The 16,405-nt window shown below is 50.7% G+C and carries 13 protein-coding genes; 10 read left to right on the top strand and 3 right to left on the bottom strand.

Annotated features, from left to right (window positions below):
• From HJW02_RS12090 to HJW02_RS13935, 8 genes are all read left to right on the top strand, one after another.
• A partial coding sequence (locus HJW02_RS12090; RefSeq protein ID WP_279538384.1) for an RHS repeat-associated core domain-containing protein occupies positions 1-2,389 on the top strand: 2,389 nt, incomplete at its 5' end.
• Position 2,390: 1 nt separating this feature from the next.
• Complete coding sequence (locus HJW02_RS12085; RefSeq protein WP_146019375.1) at positions 2,391-2,951, top strand: hypothetical protein; 561 nt, start codon at positions 2,391-2,393, stop codon at positions 2,949-2,951.
• 283 nt (positions 2,952-3,234) lie between these two features.
• Positions 3,235-3,873: an RHS repeat-associated core domain-containing protein gene (locus HJW02_RS13945; protein WP_240454366.1), complete on the top strand. Its 639-nt coding sequence runs from the start codon at positions 3,235-3,237 to the stop codon at positions 3,871-3,873.
• The gene (locus HJW02_RS13940) at positions 3,870-4,388 is read left to right on the top strand and encodes a hypothetical protein (RefSeq protein WP_146023792.1); all 519 of its coding nucleotides are present in this window, start codon (positions 3,870-3,872) and stop codon (positions 4,386-4,388) included. The genes HJW02_RS13945 and HJW02_RS13940 overlap by 4 nt, the downstream gene beginning before the upstream one ends.
• 1,619 nt (positions 4,389-6,007) lie before the next feature.
• Entirely contained in the window at positions 6,008-6,268 is a 261-nt protein-coding gene (locus HJW02_RS12070; RefSeq protein WP_146018288.1) for a hypothetical protein, read from the top strand.
• Positions 6,265-6,729: a hypothetical protein gene (locus HJW02_RS12065; protein WP_102733275.1), complete on the top strand. Its 465-nt coding sequence runs from the start codon at positions 6,265-6,267 to the stop codon at positions 6,727-6,729. The genes HJW02_RS12070 and HJW02_RS12065 overlap by 4 nt, the downstream gene beginning before the upstream one ends.
• Before the next feature lie 991 nt (positions 6,730-7,720).
• Positions 7,721-7,996, top strand: coding sequence for a hypothetical protein (locus HJW02_RS12060; protein ID WP_102733274.1), 276 nt, complete (start codon positions 7,721-7,723; stop codon positions 7,994-7,996).
• 791 nt (positions 7,997-8,787) lie between these two features.
• Complete coding sequence (locus HJW02_RS13935; protein WP_240454367.1) at positions 8,788-8,922, top strand: hypothetical protein; 135 nt, start codon at positions 8,788-8,790, stop codon at positions 8,920-8,922.
• Between the two features lie 36 nt (positions 8,923-8,958).
• On the opposite strand, the gene HJW02_RS12050 is transcribed toward HJW02_RS13935, so the two are convergent.
• The 3 genes from HJW02_RS12050 to HJW02_RS12040 all read right to left on the bottom strand — a co-directional run bounded on the left by HJW02_RS12050 (position 8,959) and on the right by HJW02_RS12040 (position 11,067).
• Positions 8,959-9,663 (bottom strand): L,D-transpeptidase family protein, encoded by a 705-nt coding sequence (locus HJW02_RS12050; protein WP_146018286.1) that lies wholly within the window; start codon positions 9,661-9,663, stop codon positions 8,959-8,961.
• A 30-nt stretch (positions 9,664-9,693) separates the two neighbouring features.
• Positions 9,694-10,182 (bottom strand): LysM peptidoglycan-binding domain-containing protein, encoded by a 489-nt coding sequence (locus HJW02_RS12045; RefSeq protein ID WP_022397927.1) that lies wholly within the window; start codon positions 10,180-10,182, stop codon positions 9,694-9,696.
• Between the two features lie 69 nt (positions 10,183-10,251).
• On the bottom strand, positions 10,252-11,067 hold the full coding sequence (locus HJW02_RS12040) for a TatD family hydrolase (protein ID WP_180971135.1): 816 nt from the start codon (positions 11,065-11,067) through the stop codon (positions 10,252-10,254).
• 123 nt (positions 11,068-11,190) lie between these two features.
• Between HJW02_RS12040 and HJW02_RS12035 the strand changes: the two genes are divergently transcribed.
• The gene (locus HJW02_RS12035) at positions 11,191-12,252 is read left to right on the top strand and encodes a lipid A deacylase LpxR family protein (RefSeq protein ID WP_180971134.1); all 1,062 of its coding nucleotides are present in this window, start codon (positions 11,191-11,193) and stop codon (positions 12,250-12,252) included.
• A 139-nt stretch (positions 12,253-12,391) separates the two neighbouring features.
• Positions 12,392-16,186 carry a glycoside hydrolase family 2 TIM barrel-domain containing protein gene (locus HJW02_RS12030; protein ID WP_205597363.1) on the top strand — a complete coding sequence of 1,265 codons (3,795 nt, stop codon included), beginning with the start codon at positions 12,392-12,394 and terminating at the stop codon, positions 16,184-16,186.
• The last annotated feature ends 219 nt before the right edge of the window (positions 16,187-16,405 follow it).

Below are 16,405 nucleotides of genomic sequence, written 5' to 3'. Positions count from 1 at the left end.
GCGCACCGACATCGCGGGGCGTACCGTCTCGGTGACGGACGCGGCGGGCAACACGGCTTCTACCGCCTACGATCCCTGGTTTGACCAGCCTTCCGCCGTCACCAACGCCCTCGGGAACACGGCCTGCTACGGCTACGACCTCCGGGGCCGAAAGACCGCCGAATGGGGTACGGCCATCCAGCCCCTGCTCTTCGGCTACGACGAAGCCGACAGAATGGTCAGCCTTACCACCTTCCGGGAGGACGCGGGCGACATCACCACCGACCCCACGGGACGCACGGACGGAGACGTCACCACCTGGAGCTATGATGAAGCCACAGGCCTCGTCACCCGCAAAACCTACGCGGACGGAACGCATGAGGACACCGCCTACAATGCCCTGAACCTCAGATCCACGCTCACGAACGCGCGGGGGGTGGTCACCACCTGGGGCTACAATCTGAAGAAAGGGGTCAACACCTCCGTCTCCTACAGCGACTCCACGCCCGGCATCCAGTACGCCTACAACTGCCTCAACCAGCTGACCCAGGTGACGGACGCCTCAGGCTCTCGCACCATCACTTACACCCCCTACAACGAACCGGACACCGATAGCATCACCATAGGAGGCGCCTCCTGCCAGCTCCAGGAAAACTACGATGCTTACGGCCGGTCCTCCGGCTATACCCTGAAACAGGGAACCGACGTCCTCCAGGAAGCAAGCCAGGGCTATGAAGCCAACGGGAGGCTTGCCGGCGCCGGAATCATGCACGAGGGAACGGAGCAAAGCTTCGCCTACGGCTACCTGGCGGGAAGCAGCCTGCCCTCCAGCCTCGCGATGCCCAACGGCATCGTCCGGGAACTTGCCTATGAAGAACACCGTGACCTGGCAGTGGCCATAAGCTGCCGTCTGGGGGAAACCGCGCTGGTCTCCCGCAGCCAGAGCTACGACGCATTGGGACGCCCAGTCACCCGCACCCAGCAGCGGGGAACCGAAGCAACTCGTACTGACAGCTTCAACTACAACGGCAGAAACGAACTCACCGGGGCTACTCTGGGAACAGCCCCCTACGGTTACAGCTACGACAACATCGGCAACCGCAAGACGGCGCGGGAACTGGCCGAGGAACTCACCTACGCGGCCAACGAGCTTAACCAGTACACCAGCATCGAAGAAAAAGCGGAGGCGCCTTTCGTGCCGACGTACGACGCCTCGGGCAACCAGACCCTCATCAAAACCTCGACGGGCATTTGGACAGTAGTCTACAACGCGGCCAACCGCGCGGTGAGCTTCACCAGCCGGGACGGCAGTACGGTGGTGGAATGCGGCTACGACTACCAGGGACGCCGCTACATGAAGAAGGTCACCGTCAACGGAACGGTCGCCAGCCATGAACGCTACCTGTACCGCGGCTACCTGCAACTAGCGGCGTTGGACATGCTGGACAACCGGAACGTGCTTCGGACACTGCTGTGGGATCCACTGGAACCGGTGGCAACGCGTCCCCTGGCCCTGGCGCGGGACAATGCCCTTTACTGCTATGGATGGGACTTCAACAAAAACGTGACGGAGGTCTTCGACGCACGGGGAACGATCGCGGCAACTTACGACTATTCGCCCTATGGGACAGTTGGCAGCACAGGCAACCTCGTCCAGCTCGTCCAATGGTCCAGCGAGATGAACGACGAAGAACTCGCCCTGGTCTATTACAACTACCGCTATTACAATCCCGCTGACGGCAGGTGGATTAACAGGGATCCTATCGCTGAAGAAGGGGGATGGAATTTGTACGGGTTCGTGAGAAATGTTCCCATGATATGTACGGATTACTTAGGAAAAGATACTCTGGGTGAATTAATATATGCTCGTTATGTTATAAACTTTTTGAGAGGAATAGGAACTGTAGTTCCTTTCCCTTCTAAACCTGCAATGATAGCTCAAATGAGAGATTCTGCAGGAATGCAAAGAACTTTTGAAGAAGCACTACAGCAAATTATAAAAGAAGAATTAGAAAATATAAATAATTATCCAAAAAGCATAGAGATAGATTTTGTAGACAAAAAGGATATTACTGCAAAATTTTCTGTCCATCTAGGATACGAGTCTGGGGTCCATCTTCATTCCTCAGGTTGGTGGTTAGGTCGCCCGCAAAAAGTATTAGGGTATGGAAAATTTAAAATTTGTGTAAAATCAAAAGATGATATTATTTTATTGTCTTCTGAAGGGGTATCTTTAGCTTGGTACGATGTAATTGACGCTAATCCTACAGAGGGAGATCCTGAATGGCAACAATTTTTGGAAACGATTGTTCAGGACAAAGTGGATTCCTCAGCGGCTTTTCCAATTGAAGTTTGGGGTAATTTTACATTTAGTGAATTGGAAACTATTATTAACTCTATTGATATTTAATATGAATACTTTATACAATAAAATTTATATAATTTTGTTAATAATTATTCTCAGTGGGTGCGATAAATCTCCTCCCCAACCCGATACATGGGAAAAAATGATGACAAATACTATGGGGGTTCCTCAGAATTCGTGGAGGCTGCATACTTCGATGCGGGGGAGAATAAGAATAATTTATATTTTCCAAACTGATCAGCAATGGACGGATTGCATTCACTTGCAGGCCTTGAAATTACAAGACGGACTGGACGCAAGAGTCTCTTATTCAGGCATAAGTACAGATAATATTCTGGATGTTTCAGGAGTAAAAAATGATTTTAATAAAGAAATAATAAAAAATCCTGAAATCTATTCATTAATAAATAAGGATTTCTTGAAAGGAGATCTTACACCTTATAGTATGTTGCATATTCGGGATAAATTTTTGGAAAAAGAATATAAAGAAACGGATAAACATGAATTTATAACATTCCCATTTGGTGAGATTTTCATATTGTATAAAAAAATAATTCAAGGAGATAAATATTTAGTCATAATAGCTATTTCTCCTCATGAGAAATAGTAACAATATAATCGGAATTATGCAGAATAATCTTGTCGGGATACTGCATGATTGCTGATACCGAAATTCAGTCATCAATCCCCTCTTAGCACTTCCGAACATGGTCCGTGATCAACTCGAATCTGGAAATTTCTTCCAGAAATATGATGTGTTCAATACCACAGGCCACTTTACCCGCACGCGGTTTTGCCATATGCAACACCGTCATTAGGAATTCCTTGACCATAGTATTAGCATTGCCAACTCCACTCTCAAATCTCCCTCTTCCTCCTTGGAACAACCCTTGATCAAAACATCAACGGGTATCTGGACGGTCGTGTACAACGCGGCCAACCGCGCGGTGAGCTTCACCAGCCAGGACGGCAGTACGGTGGTGGAATGCGGCTACGACTACATGGGACGCCGCTACATGAAGAAGGTGACGGTGAACGGAACGGTCGCCAGCCATGAACGCTACCTGTACCGCGGCTACCTGCAACTAGCGGCGTTGGACATGCTGGACAACCGGAACGTGCTTCGGACACTGTTGTGGGATCCTCTGGAACCGGTGGCCACGCGTCCCGTGGCCCTGGTGCAGGCCGCCTCTCTTTACTGCTATGGATGGGACTTCAACAAGAATGTGACGGAAGTTTTTGATAGAGAGGGAGCTGTTGCGGCAACTTACGACTACTCGCCCTATGGGACCGTGACCGGCACGGGCAGTCTCGTCCAGCCGGTGCAGTGGAGCAGCGAGATGAACGACGGCAAATTGGCTCTGGTCTATTACAACTACCGCTATTACAATCCCGCTGACGGCAGGTGGATCAATCGCGTCCAATCGCTGCAGAAGGAGGATGGAATTTGTATGGGTTTGTTGATAATGAAGTGGTATTCTCTATTGATTATCTCGGAAAAGAAACTAACGAATTTGGCTACACAATGACTATCCCTGCGGGTTACATACCCATTCTTCTTATTATTGAGGGAAGTATATCAATAGAAAAAAAGAAAAATTGTGTATGCATTGAAGCAAAATTACGAACAGATGTTGGTATAGGTGTAGGCATAGGACTTAAAATTAAACAAAAATGGTTGCCTATTCTGCCTGATATTGAATATTCTTTACGAACTATGGTTGCTGGATTAAGTAATGAAAAAATACTTAAAATTGACAATTGTAATGGTAAAACTTCAACATACTATCGGGAAGAATTATTAGGATTGTCTCATAGAATTGATGCAGGTATTACATTATCATCTTATATACAAGCATCTTATTCTATTGATTTTAAGATAAGTGCTGGGTTAACTTTGAATGCAAAACCAATATCTTTAACTTTAGATGCAACGGGGTATGTTAAGATTGCCGCTACTTTGAAAATTCCATTTGTTATAGATCAAACTGAAGAAATCGCTAACAAATCTTTTAATGAAAATAAAAAAATATGGTCTAAATAATGAACACGATATAATTAGTCATCTTTATTATGATTTACCCTGAATCTCCTTTAACTGGATATGAATATTTCGAATTAGTTTGTGGATGTATTTTTGTAATCCTATTTTTAAGAATCCTTGTTTGGATCAAAAAAAATACTCTTAATTTTTCATTTAATAACTTCCCTTTTTCAATTATCAAACTTACAATTTATTTATTTCTGATCTCTGGAATAATTGGAGTTTTGTCAACAATGTATCATGGTATAAATCTATTATGGGAAAACTTTTCGAATGAACTTTTAATATCATATACAGCATTAATTTTTTCTTATCTTATTATAGTCATTGAGTGTTTCAGAATAATAGATGTTTTGAAGAAAATCAAAAATAAATCTGATTCCAATTGAAATAATCATGAAAAAATGTTTTCAGACTTGTTTTATAAGAAGCTAGCGTATTACAAAGAACACAGGAAGAGAATTGAATCGGAACATTTTCCATATGATATCAGAGCGTTTATCTACCCGTACGATTCCCCCCCCCACTTCACCACTTTTGCCATCTAGGCCATGGCCTGCCTTGAACTAAAAATGTAGATTTATGTCTTCTATACTGTGGGTTCTTATTTCGTCCTTTTTGATGTGTTTATTAACATCAAAGACAAAGCAAGAAGAAAAGTTTTATAAAAGGAGAGAAATTCAGAATATAGTTAGAAAATACAAAATCAGTGCTGAAATTATAGGTTCTTTATTTCTCATTGTTTTATGTGCACTCATTCTGTTAGCTCTGTACCAATCTGGCGGATGTGTTGTGATCGCTATATTCCTAAGTTCTGTGTACACGTTATTATTGATGTCCTGTGTGGCTATAGTTGTATACGTTCTTTGTAAGATAAACGCACATTGGAATCCAGATGAACTTTATCTTGTAATTGCTATCCGAGGAAATATGTCTTACAGACGATTAAAACAAGTACATTTTTTTCTTTTAGGAATGGCTTTTTCAGGTTTTGTGTATTCGAATATTTATTTAATATTAAATATGTAATTTATATTTAAAAACGGAATTATGAATAATAGTCTTGCTGTAAGATTTCCAAAAGATTCTAGCTTTTGATATTCAGAAAATTGCTCAGATGAAAAACAGAGAAGATCCATGAAACAAGACTAGAGTAAACAGTTCCGTATTTTTAATTGCGATAGCTTATTATTACTCTTTATAGGATCGTGTCCGGCTCAGGCAGCCTCGTCCCGTCCGTGCAGTGGTCCAGCGAGATGAAAGACGAAGAACTCGCCCTGGTCTATTACAATTAACGTTATTACACCCTCCGCTGATGGAAGGTGGATTAACAGGGATCAGCTAAAAGAAGAAAATTTTTTAGAAATATATTTGAAAAATGAGTTAAAAAGCAGAATATTTCTTTTGAATTACCCAATCTGTATATTTTTTGTCGTAACTCACCTATTACAGGGGCGGATGTATTAGGACTTTGGGAAGTAGGTTCGAGGCCACCTAAAATAAATACCGTAGTTACTGATGGTAAAGGCGGTTTAGAAGTCTATCTGAGACAAGCTCCGGAAGGAAGTGTAGATAGGAAATGTTGTCTGAATTGCTTAATGAAACATGAACAAAGCCATTTGAGCGACATACTTGCTGCCAATCCAAGAATAGCATTTGATGACAAAGGGAAACCTTATCCGGCAGGAAGAGGAATTGTCAGTCCAGCTCATGGGCGAGAATTGATAGAATCTGAGATAAAAGCGCATAGAATAGAAATTAAGTGTTTACAAGAATCTCTCGCAAAACCGAAAATTAGTAAGACATGCAGAAAGAGAATTACTACAAGAATTAATTTTTTATCTCAACGTTTAAAAGCATACGAGAACAAGTTAAAATGACTATGATTGCAAGAATTATTTTATTATCCATAATACTTATTGTTCCTAATATAAAAGCCTCTCCTATATTGGTTGACACAACGAAATCATTAGTTCTTTCTAAAAAGAGTCCATACGTGGAATTAGAAATAATCGAAAGAGAAAATTTATTTGAATTTTATACAGTTGTAAAACCAATGAACAAGGGAGATAAAATTAATTTTCTTGTCTATCGGTACGATGATAAATCTCAAAAAATTACAACCATCATAAATGTTACAAGCAAACATGAGATCGAAATATCTTTCCCTATAAAAAAAGATGATCTTGGAAAATTGACCTATTGTGCAACCAATACTCCAAAAGGTACATTCGGCGGCATAGGATATTTTGAAAGGAAAAACAAAAAAGAACTTGTTTTTCCTGATAGTGATACAGTATACATCATCGAAAATATACGAGATTTTCTTAAAAGAGAATAAGCGTTAAATAAATATTTAGTTTAAACTAAACCGTTTTTTAATAATGGATGGAATATTTTGTTTTAATACTATGGTATTGGCAAATAACGGCATCGAACACGCTGGACAACCGGAACATGCTCCACTCGTTGCTGTGGAATCCTTTGGAACCAGAAGTCACGCGTTCCCTGGCTTTGGTGCAGGACAATGTCCTTTACAACTTCAACAAGAACGTCACAGATGTTTTCGATGGGCGGTAGCTATTGCGGCAGTTTAGGACTATTCGCCGTGTGGAATAGTCAGCAGTACAGGAAGTCTTCTCTATCTGGTGTAGTGGTCTAGAGAAATGAACGATGGCAAATTGGCTCTGGTCTATTACAACTACCGTTATTACAATCCCGCAGACGGCAGATAGATCAATCGCGATCCCATCGCCGAAGAAGGGGGATGGAATTTATATGGGTTTATTAGTAATAACGCAATAAATAAGGGGGACAAGAATGGCTTAAGATTTGACCTGCCTATTCCTCATCCGGAATTTCCTACCCTAACAAGTCCCTTACTCCAGATGAGTTGGCATCAGTATTTTGTAACTATTCTATACCTGCACCAAAATGCACATGCCAAAATTCATCAAAGATTTTTGATCCTTATCCGGCCAAGGCAAAGTCCATATGTATTAATTTTTTGAAGAGATACCAATTTTCAATTGCAGTCATTTCGATAGCCCTTTGCTTGGTAAATGCTGAAAAGCAGTGTCAAGACGTCTCGTATTGTTCAGAAAGAAACAACTGTAGGCTAAAAGCCATGTGACTTGTTATGCCAGCCGAGGCTTTATTCCTTTTTTGGGACTTCCGGAAGGAGGTTCTGATATTGGTTGGAATATGTTACTTAATGATTCTCAATGCAACTAATATACCACATAATTCATATCATATTAATTTGCGGGGTTGCTCCTTGGCTTATTGGCGCCGGACATTCCATGTGTTTATCTAATTTTCACCATGCCGTCATGGCTGGATTTTCAATGATTGTATTTTCATTTCCAGTAACATTTATATTGGCTGTAATTGGCTGGATAATCTGGCGTATTTTCTCTAGTGAAATAAATCAACTGGTAACTTGTTTTTTAGGACTGATTATCGGACTCATTATGGGCGCTATGCTGGACCGTATCTTATGCGATGAACATCATTATTTTTTTATATTATCAGGAGCGGTTGGAATAATGGCAGGATATATTGAATTTTATCTATTTAAATTATATAATGATGAAATAGAGGAATAGTTCTATTACACTCGCCATCCAAATTAAGGGGTATTGTGCGGATAAACAGAATATCCTTTCCATTAAATTAAGAAGTCGAAAGAAGAAACTACTGCCATCGAGGAATGTATAGTTAACTACATGGAACGGAAGCGTCCGCGCCGACAGCTTCACTTATGATGCCAGAAGTGAACTCACTAGAGCCGCCTTGGGAACAGTCACGTCAACATCGGCAATCGCAAGGCGGCGCGGGAAATAGCGGAAGAACTCACTTACGTGGTCAACGAACTCAACCGTACACCCGCATTGAAGAAAGTGAGGAAACGCCCTTTGTGCTGCAATATGACGCTTCAGGCAACCAAAAAACATTGATCAAGACTGCAACGGGGGTGTGGACAGCTGTGTACAACGCAGCCAACCGTGCGGTGAGTTTCACCAGCGAGGGTGACGCATAGTAGTGGAATGCGGGTACAACTCCATGGGACGCCGCTACATGAAGAAAGTGACCAGAGACGGAATGGTCATTAGCCATGAACGTTATCTGTACCGTGGTTATTGCAATTAGCGGCATTGGATATGTTCAACAATCGGAACATACTTCGGACCCTTTTGTAGGGCCTCTGGAACCAATGGCCACGCGTCCTCTGGCCCTGGTGCAGAACAATGCCCTCTACTGCTACGGAACGGACTTTGCCAAGAACGTCACGGAGATTCAATGGACAGGGAACTATGGAAATAGCCTATGACTACTCTCCTATGGGACATTCGGAAGTACAGGCAACCTCGTCCAGCTGGTGCAGTGGTTCAGCGAAATGAACGATGACAAATTGGTTCTGGTCTATTACAACTATCGCTATTACCATCCTACAGACGGCAGGTGGATTAACAGGGATTCGCTAAAGGAAGCGAATTTTTTAGAAATATATTTGAAAAAGACTGTCCGGTAAAAGTTGTTTTTGCTGTAGCAGGATTCTGTCTGTTTGTTACTGTACAGCAGGAGCTTTCTGAGCTTCCGGCACGGGCAGGGGCGTTCTCTGGATGGTGACGGGCGTTCCTACGCTGGTTTGCTTGTAGAGAATTTCCGCAACGTTCCGGGGCAGGCGGACGCAGCCGTGGGAGATGGGATGGCGCCGCACCTTCCCCACGTGCAGGCCCAGGCCCGCGTTGGTAAGCCGCTGCCAGTAGGGCATGGGGGAACCGTCAAAGCGGCCGCCTTCCGGAACGGGGTCCGTAGATTCGGCGTTGTAGTTGATGCATTTGCCTTCCGCATCATACATCTTGCCGTAAAGGTTGGAGGCGTGGTCTTCCTTTTTGGAGATGACGGTGTAGTCTCCCGTCTTGGTCGGGTAGGCCTTGACGCCGGAGGAGAGGGGAAAGTCCATGGCAACCAGGCCGTCCACCAGGTACTGGCCCCGCTGTTCGTCCAGGCAGACGAAGATTTTGCGGGATTTCTTCGGCTTGCGGTTCAGGAGGGTGTCATCCTTGTACACGTCATACGTTTTCCGGTAGTCCTTGCGGGCTACGAAGTGGGCATACGTGGAGGGATGGAAGGGGTTTTTGTATTCCGGGACGGATTTGTCCACAGCGCGCGGATCCGGCAGGGCCGTATGGCCCTTGCCGGAGTGGGTGCAGGACGACCACCCCATGAGAACCACGGGGAGGACGGCCAGAAGAAAGAGATGCTTCATAAGCGGTGAAACCGGGAAGGGCCCCCCGGATTACTTGGAACGCGGAATCGTGAGCTTCTGGTTGATGTGAATCATGTCGGACTTGAGGCCGTTGGCTCTCTTCAGCGCCTTGACGGAGGTGCCGTTCCTGCGGGCGATGGCTCCCAGCGTATCGCCCTTTTTCACGGTGTAGGTGCGTGCCTTGGGAGCGGGCTTGCGCGTGGTGCTCTTTCTGGCGCTCGTGCTGCGGGAGGATTTGCTGCTGGCCGTGGTTTTCCGCGTGGGGGATTTCTTGCTGACGGAAGGCTTGGCGGGCGGATTATAGGCGTAACTGGAAGAGCTGGAGGAGCTCTTCACCGGGCTGTAATGGCCGGATTCATAAGCGGGATCAGAGCTTTCCGCAATCCACGGCGGGATTTCGCCGCTGGCCGGTTCCGCAGTGTCATAGCCGGCCGTGGAGGAATTCTGGGTGGAGCAGGAAGAGAAGGGGAGCACCAGCGCGGCAGCGCAGGCGCAGGTAAAAATGAATGGCGCTTTCATGTGTGCCCTGTTCATACTAATTTATGATTTCGGTTTCAAGGCGCTAGCGCGGATTGCCGGGATTTTTTTTCAGCCCTTGTCCATATTATAAAAGGTTTCCGCATTTTGCGTCGTTGCGCGGGCCAGCTCATCCAGTTCCATGCCTCTGGAAGCGGCGATGAAACGGGCCGTATGGATGAGGTGGGCGGGTTCGTTCATGCGGCCCCGGAGGGGTTCGGGGCTGAGGTAGGGGGAGTCCGTTTCCAGCATGATGCGGTCTTCCGGGCACCAGCGCGCGGTTTCCGCCACCACGGGGGCGTTTTTAAAGGTGGCCACCCCGGTGAAGGAGACCATGCCGTCCAGTTCGTCAAAAATTCGAGCGGCCTGGGCCGTGTCTCCGATGAAGCAGTGGAACACGGGGCGCACGCGGCCCGCGTGGTTCCGGGCAATCGCCAGGGCGTCTTCAAAGCTTCCGGACCCTTTCCGGTCCCGCGTGTGCAGGACAATGTTGAGGCCCAGGCGCGCCGCCAGGTCAAAGTGCTGTTCCAGCAGGTTCTGCTGAAGGCGGCGGAAGCTGTCAGCCTCCCAGCCCCGGGGGGCTCCGTGGAAGTAGTCCAGCCCCGTTTCCCCGATGGCGGCCAGGGGGATATCCTGCGCCATGCGGGAAAGGCGGTCCGCCCAGCCCTCCGGCGCTTCATGGGCGTCGTCCGGATGGATGCCCAGCGCGCAAAAGACCACGCCCGGGAACTGGCGCGCCCACGCCGTGTTCGCCTCCCAGTCATCCGGGCGGGCTCCCAGCGTAATCATGCGATCAATGCCTTCCCGGAGGGCATGCTCCACATAGGCTTTCCGGCGGGACTGGTCGAATTGCGCGGAAGCCAGATGGCAGTGCGTGTCAATAATCATGGCGTAAAAACCCTGGCAGGGCAGGGGAAGTCTGTGGATATTTCCCGGTTTTGAAAAGTGCAAACACAGGGCATGCCTGATTTTTCCTTGCCACGCGGAAGTGAAACGCACAAACTGCCGCGCATGAAATGTACGGCTTTGTGCATGTGCGCCGGCCTGTTGTCGGTGGCTTCCCTTCAGGCAGGAACCCAGCAGATAGAAGCGCCGCAGGAGGGCCCTGTCATCAGTTTCCATCTGGAAAACGACATGTTCGTGGGGGATGACGATAATTATACCAACGGCGTCCGCTTTGCCTGGATGTCCGGCACCACGTCCCGGAGCCACACCTTTTCCGGCATGCTGGGAACGGTGCTGGGGGGCACGAACGCTTCCTCTTCCTGGCGGCGGTTCATGGGCATGAACGGTTCTCCCAACCTCCGCCAGCAGTGGGGGCTGGACCTGACCCAGCTCATGTACACCCCGGAGCAGAAGGCTACCTACCCCATTTATAACCAGCATCCCTACGTGGGCAACCTGACGCTGGGCCTGACCTCCCTGGTCAAGAATGAAGACAGGGCCAATTCCCTGGAGCTGCAATTGGGCACCACGGGCACGAATTCCCTGGCGAAAGGCTCCCAGCATTTCATTCATAAGCTGTGGGGCATGGAACAATGGCCCGGCTGGTCCAACCAGCTCCCCGGAGAGATGACGGCCAATCTGTTTTTCAAGCGCTACTACCGCCTGCGCGGCCTGGAAAAGCGCTACAGTTCCGGCTTTGAAACGGACGCCCTGGCGTACTGGCACGCGGACGCCGGCACGGTAAAGGTGCAGGCGGGCGGCGGCATGTCCTTCCGCTTCGGCTACAATCTGGGCAATACGTCTCCGGAAAACAGCATCCGCGGGGCCACCAGCGCCGCGCCGCCCTTCGTTTACAACAGGACGAACGTCGCCAACTGGGGGTATTACGGCTATCTTCACGCCGCCGTGCGCGCCGTGGCCCATGACCTGTACCTGGACGGCACGGTGTTCCGCTCTTCTCCGGAGTACGTGAACAAGTATCCCGTGGTGGGGGAATGGGGTTACGGCTTCGGCCTCCGGTACAAGCGCACGGAACTGCTGTTCGGCCTGCACTACATCACCAAGGAGTACACGCAGCAGGAATCCATGCAGTGCGTGGGCGTCCTCCAGTTAAAGCATACTTTTTAACGGCTGCGTTCTCCGCAGGCGGTCCATAAACGCAACGGCAGCTTGCAAAGGTGAAGTTTGCTGTTAGAATTAGAATTGCGGATTCGTATGTAACAGGACAATCCGTTTTTGCATACCAACGTTGACACATACTTACTTCATGAGAACGACCAGATCCTGGCTTTTATCCTGTACCGCGCTGGCGGTAGGCTCCGCCATGTGCGGCCTGGGAGCCCCGGGCGATTCCGCCCCCGCGCCCGCCCCCACAGGGCTGGAATGGGAACAGGAACAGAACCTGCATTTGAACAAGGAGGCCCCCACGGCCTTTTTTGCGTCTTTCAGCGATTTGCAGTCCGCCCTGAAAGTGCTGCCTGAAAACAGCAAGTGGCGCAAGTCCCTGAACGGCCAGTGGAAGTTCCACTGGGCCAAGGATCCCCAGAGCCGCCCGGCCGATTTTTACAAGCCGGATTACGACGTGAAGGACTGGAAGGAAATCAAGGTGCCCGCCTCCTGGCAGACGCAGGGCTACGGCACCCCCATTTATTCCAACCAGCCGTATCCTTTTGAACGCTCCTGGCCGTATGTGATGAAGGAGCCCTCCAACAAGAATTACACGTCCTACAAGGAGCGGAACCCCGTAGGCTCCTACCGCCGCACCTTTGAAGTGCCCGCAGACTGGGACGGCAGGGAGGTGTACATGCAGTTCGACGGCGTGGATTCCTTCTTCTACCTTTGGATCAACGGGCAGTATGTGGGCTTTTCCAAGGATTCCCGCAATCCGGCCCGCTTTGACATCAGCCCCTATCTCAAGAAAGGTGAAAACGTGGTGGCCGCGGAGGTGTACCGCCATTCAGACGGCGCGTACCTGGAATGCCAGGACATGTTCCGCCTGTCCGGCATTTTCCGCAACGTTTCCATTTTTGCGCTGCCGAAGGTCCATATCCGCGACTTTTTCGCGCAGACCAATCCGGTGGACCAGAGGGACTGGGCCCTGAATATTGACCATGCCAAGCCCGGCACCATGAACGGGGACTGGCGCCTCCAGGTGGACGTGGACGTGCGCAACCTGTTTCCCGCGACGGAAAAGCTGGACGGCTGCACGGTTTCCATGGCCCTGTATGATGCCGGCGGCAAGCTGGTGGAGCCCGTCAAGCCCAAGGACGCGCCGTATGACGGCGTGCTGGAAAAATCCCTGCGCCTCACCGGCATGAAGGATTTCAAGACTTCCCTGCTGGGCATTTACGCCAAGCCCCGCCTGTGGTCCGCGGAGGATCCCAACCTGTACACCCTGGTGCTGACGCTGAAGCGTGACGGCAAGACGGAGGAAATGGTTTCCTCCCGCGTGGGCTTCCGCAATGTGGTGATCAAGGACAGCGTGTTCCTGGTGAACGGCCAGCCGGTGAAGGTGAAGGGCGTGAACCGCCATGAAAGCCATCCGGAAACCGGGCACTACGTGACTCCGGAACAGATGGAGGAGGAAGTGCAGATGATGAAGCGCGCCAATATCAACCATGTGCGCTGCTCCCATTATCCCGCGGACCCCTATTTCTACTACCTCTGCGACAAGTACGGCATTTACGTGCAGGATGAGGCCAACATCGAGTCTCACGGCTACTATTACGGCAAGGAGTCCCTTTCCCATCCCATCGAATGGATGCCGGCCCACGTGGACCGCATCATGGCGATGGTGGAGCGCAACAAGAACCACCCCAGCGTGATCATGTGGTCCCTGGGGAATGAGGCAGGGCCCGGCCAGAATTTCCGCAGCGCGGAAAAGATCGTGAAGGCCAGGGACATGTCCCGCCCCACCCACTATGAGCGCAACAACGACATCGTGGACCTGGGTTCCAACCAGTACCCCTCCGTGGACTGGACGCGCTCCATGGCGGCCAACAAGAACTTCCCGAAGCCCTACTACATTTCAGAGTACGCGCACAACATGATGAACGCCATGGGCAACCTGGCGGATTACTGGGAGGCTATCGAGTCCTCCGACCGCATCATGGGCGGCGCCATCTGGGACTGGGTGGACCAGGGCCTGTACAAGACCCTGCCGAACGGGGAGAAGATGCTCGCCTACGGCGGCGACTTCAACGACCATCCCAACAGCGGCCAGTTCGTGTTCAACGGCACCATCCTGGCGGACCGCACGCCGGAACCGGGCTACTTTGAAGTGAAGCACGTTTATCAGAATATCTCCACGTCCCTGACGGACGACGGCAGGATTTCCATCTTCAACAAGAACTTCTTTACGGACCTGTCTCCGTACGACATCACCTGGACTCTGACGGAGAACGGGAATGTGGTGGCGGAAGGCAAGCTGGATACGCCGCCGGCCGGACCCCGGGAAAAGATCGTGGTGCCCGTACCGGACATTCCGCAGCTGAAAAACCGTAAGCCGGGAGCGGAATACGCCCTGCGCATAGGCTACAAGCTGAAGAAGGACAAGGACTGGGCCGGGAAGGGCTATGAACTGGCCTTTGACCAGCTCCAGCTTCCCGTGCAGGGAGACCTGCCCATGTTCAAGGCTCCTGTCGGCAAGGTAACCCTCAGCGCGGACAAGCACACCGTGTCCGGCAAGGATTTCTCCCTTCAGTTTGACGCGGCCACCGGGGAACTGGCCCAGTTCACCGTGAACGGCAAGCCCCTGTTCAAGACGCCCATGGCGGTGAACGCCCTGCGCGCCGCTTCCAGCAATGAGCCGGGCGTCATGGCCAAGAGCATGGCCAACGGCCTCCGTGAGCTGAAGCATGAACTGCTCAGTTATGAAGCCGTGGACAACGGCAGCAGCGTCACCGTCAAGCAGTCCGTCAAGGTAAACGGCAAGCAGGCTGAAAACATCAGCGGCTATGGAGACACCAAGACCTCCATCACGCCCAAAAAGCAGCCCCTGAATGACACGAACACCCATTTCATCAACAATCTGGAATGGACCATCTACCCGGATGGAACCGTCGTCTGCCAGTCCGTGCTGCTGCCGCGCGGCAATCCCCTGGAGCTGCTGCGCCTGGGGTATGAACTCCAGTTGCCGGCGAACATGGGCAACGTGACCTACTACGGCCGCGGGCCGGAGGAAAACTATGCGGACCGCAAGAGCGGCATGCCTCTGGGCGTGTACAAGACGACGGCCCGGGATTCCTTCTTCCCGTACGGCAGGCCGCAGGACTGCGGCAACCATGAAGACACCCGCTGGGTGGCCGTCACAGATGACAAGGGGCAGGGCCTGCTCTTCGGTTCCGTGGGCGCTCCGTTTGCCTTCTCAGCCATTCCCTACACCACGACGGACCTGATTCTGGCCAACCACCCCGTGGAGCTGCCCAAGACGACGGACAAGACCGTGCTGGTCCTCTCCTCCGCCACGCGCGGCCTGGGGGGCGCCTCCTGCGGCCCCGGCCCCATGAGCAGGGACATCATCAAGGCCAACAAGCCCTACCCGCTGTCCTTCTTCATGCGTCCCGTCACCTCCAAGTCCTACAAGGGTGAAATCCGCGTGCCCGCGGCCCAGCTGGACATGACCATGCTGACCCGTACGGACAAGTACACGGTCAAGAGCGTGACCAGCCAGGAGCAGGGCGAGGCGGATGCCGAGTTCGCCATTGACGGGGACCCCGGCACCTTCTGGCACTCCGAGTACAACAAGACCGTGACCAAGCACCCGCACGTGCTGGCCGTGGACCTGGGCAAGGAGCGGGAGTTCTCCGGCATTACCTACCTGCCCCGCCAGGACGGAAGCGGTAACGGCCGCGTGAAGGATTATTCCGTGGAAGTGAGCACGGACGGTGAAAAATGGCAGCCTGCCGCCAAGGGCGCCTTCCCGGACAGCGCGGATCTTCAGGAAGTGAAGTTCCAGGCGCCCGTCAAGGCGCGCTATTTCCGCTTCTCCGCCCTCAGTGAAACGCAGGGCCGGGATTACGCCGCCGTAGCGGAGCTGGATATCATTCCCGTTAAAAAGTAACTCCTGCGGTTTCCACCGCTTGAACAGACGCCCCGCCGCTCTTCGGAGTGCGCGGGGCGTTTTATTTGCCGCAATGCCGTTTGGAGCCTGGTTGGAGCGCCGCAAGCCCTTGCGCCAACTAAAGATGAACCTGGGCGCCAGCGGGCGCGTTTTCTGAAAACCAGTGCGGCTGCCAGCCGCATGATGAATCGGTTGCCGCAGAGGCTCGCGGTGCTCCTC

Source organism: Akkermansia sp. GGCC_0220, assembly GCF_017566105.1.
In the GTDB taxonomy this organism is placed as follows: domain Bacteria; phylum Verrucomicrobiota; class Verrucomicrobiia; order Verrucomicrobiales; family Akkermansiaceae; genus Akkermansia; species Akkermansia massiliensis.
This window is presented reverse-complemented; position numbering and strand designations above follow the sequence as displayed.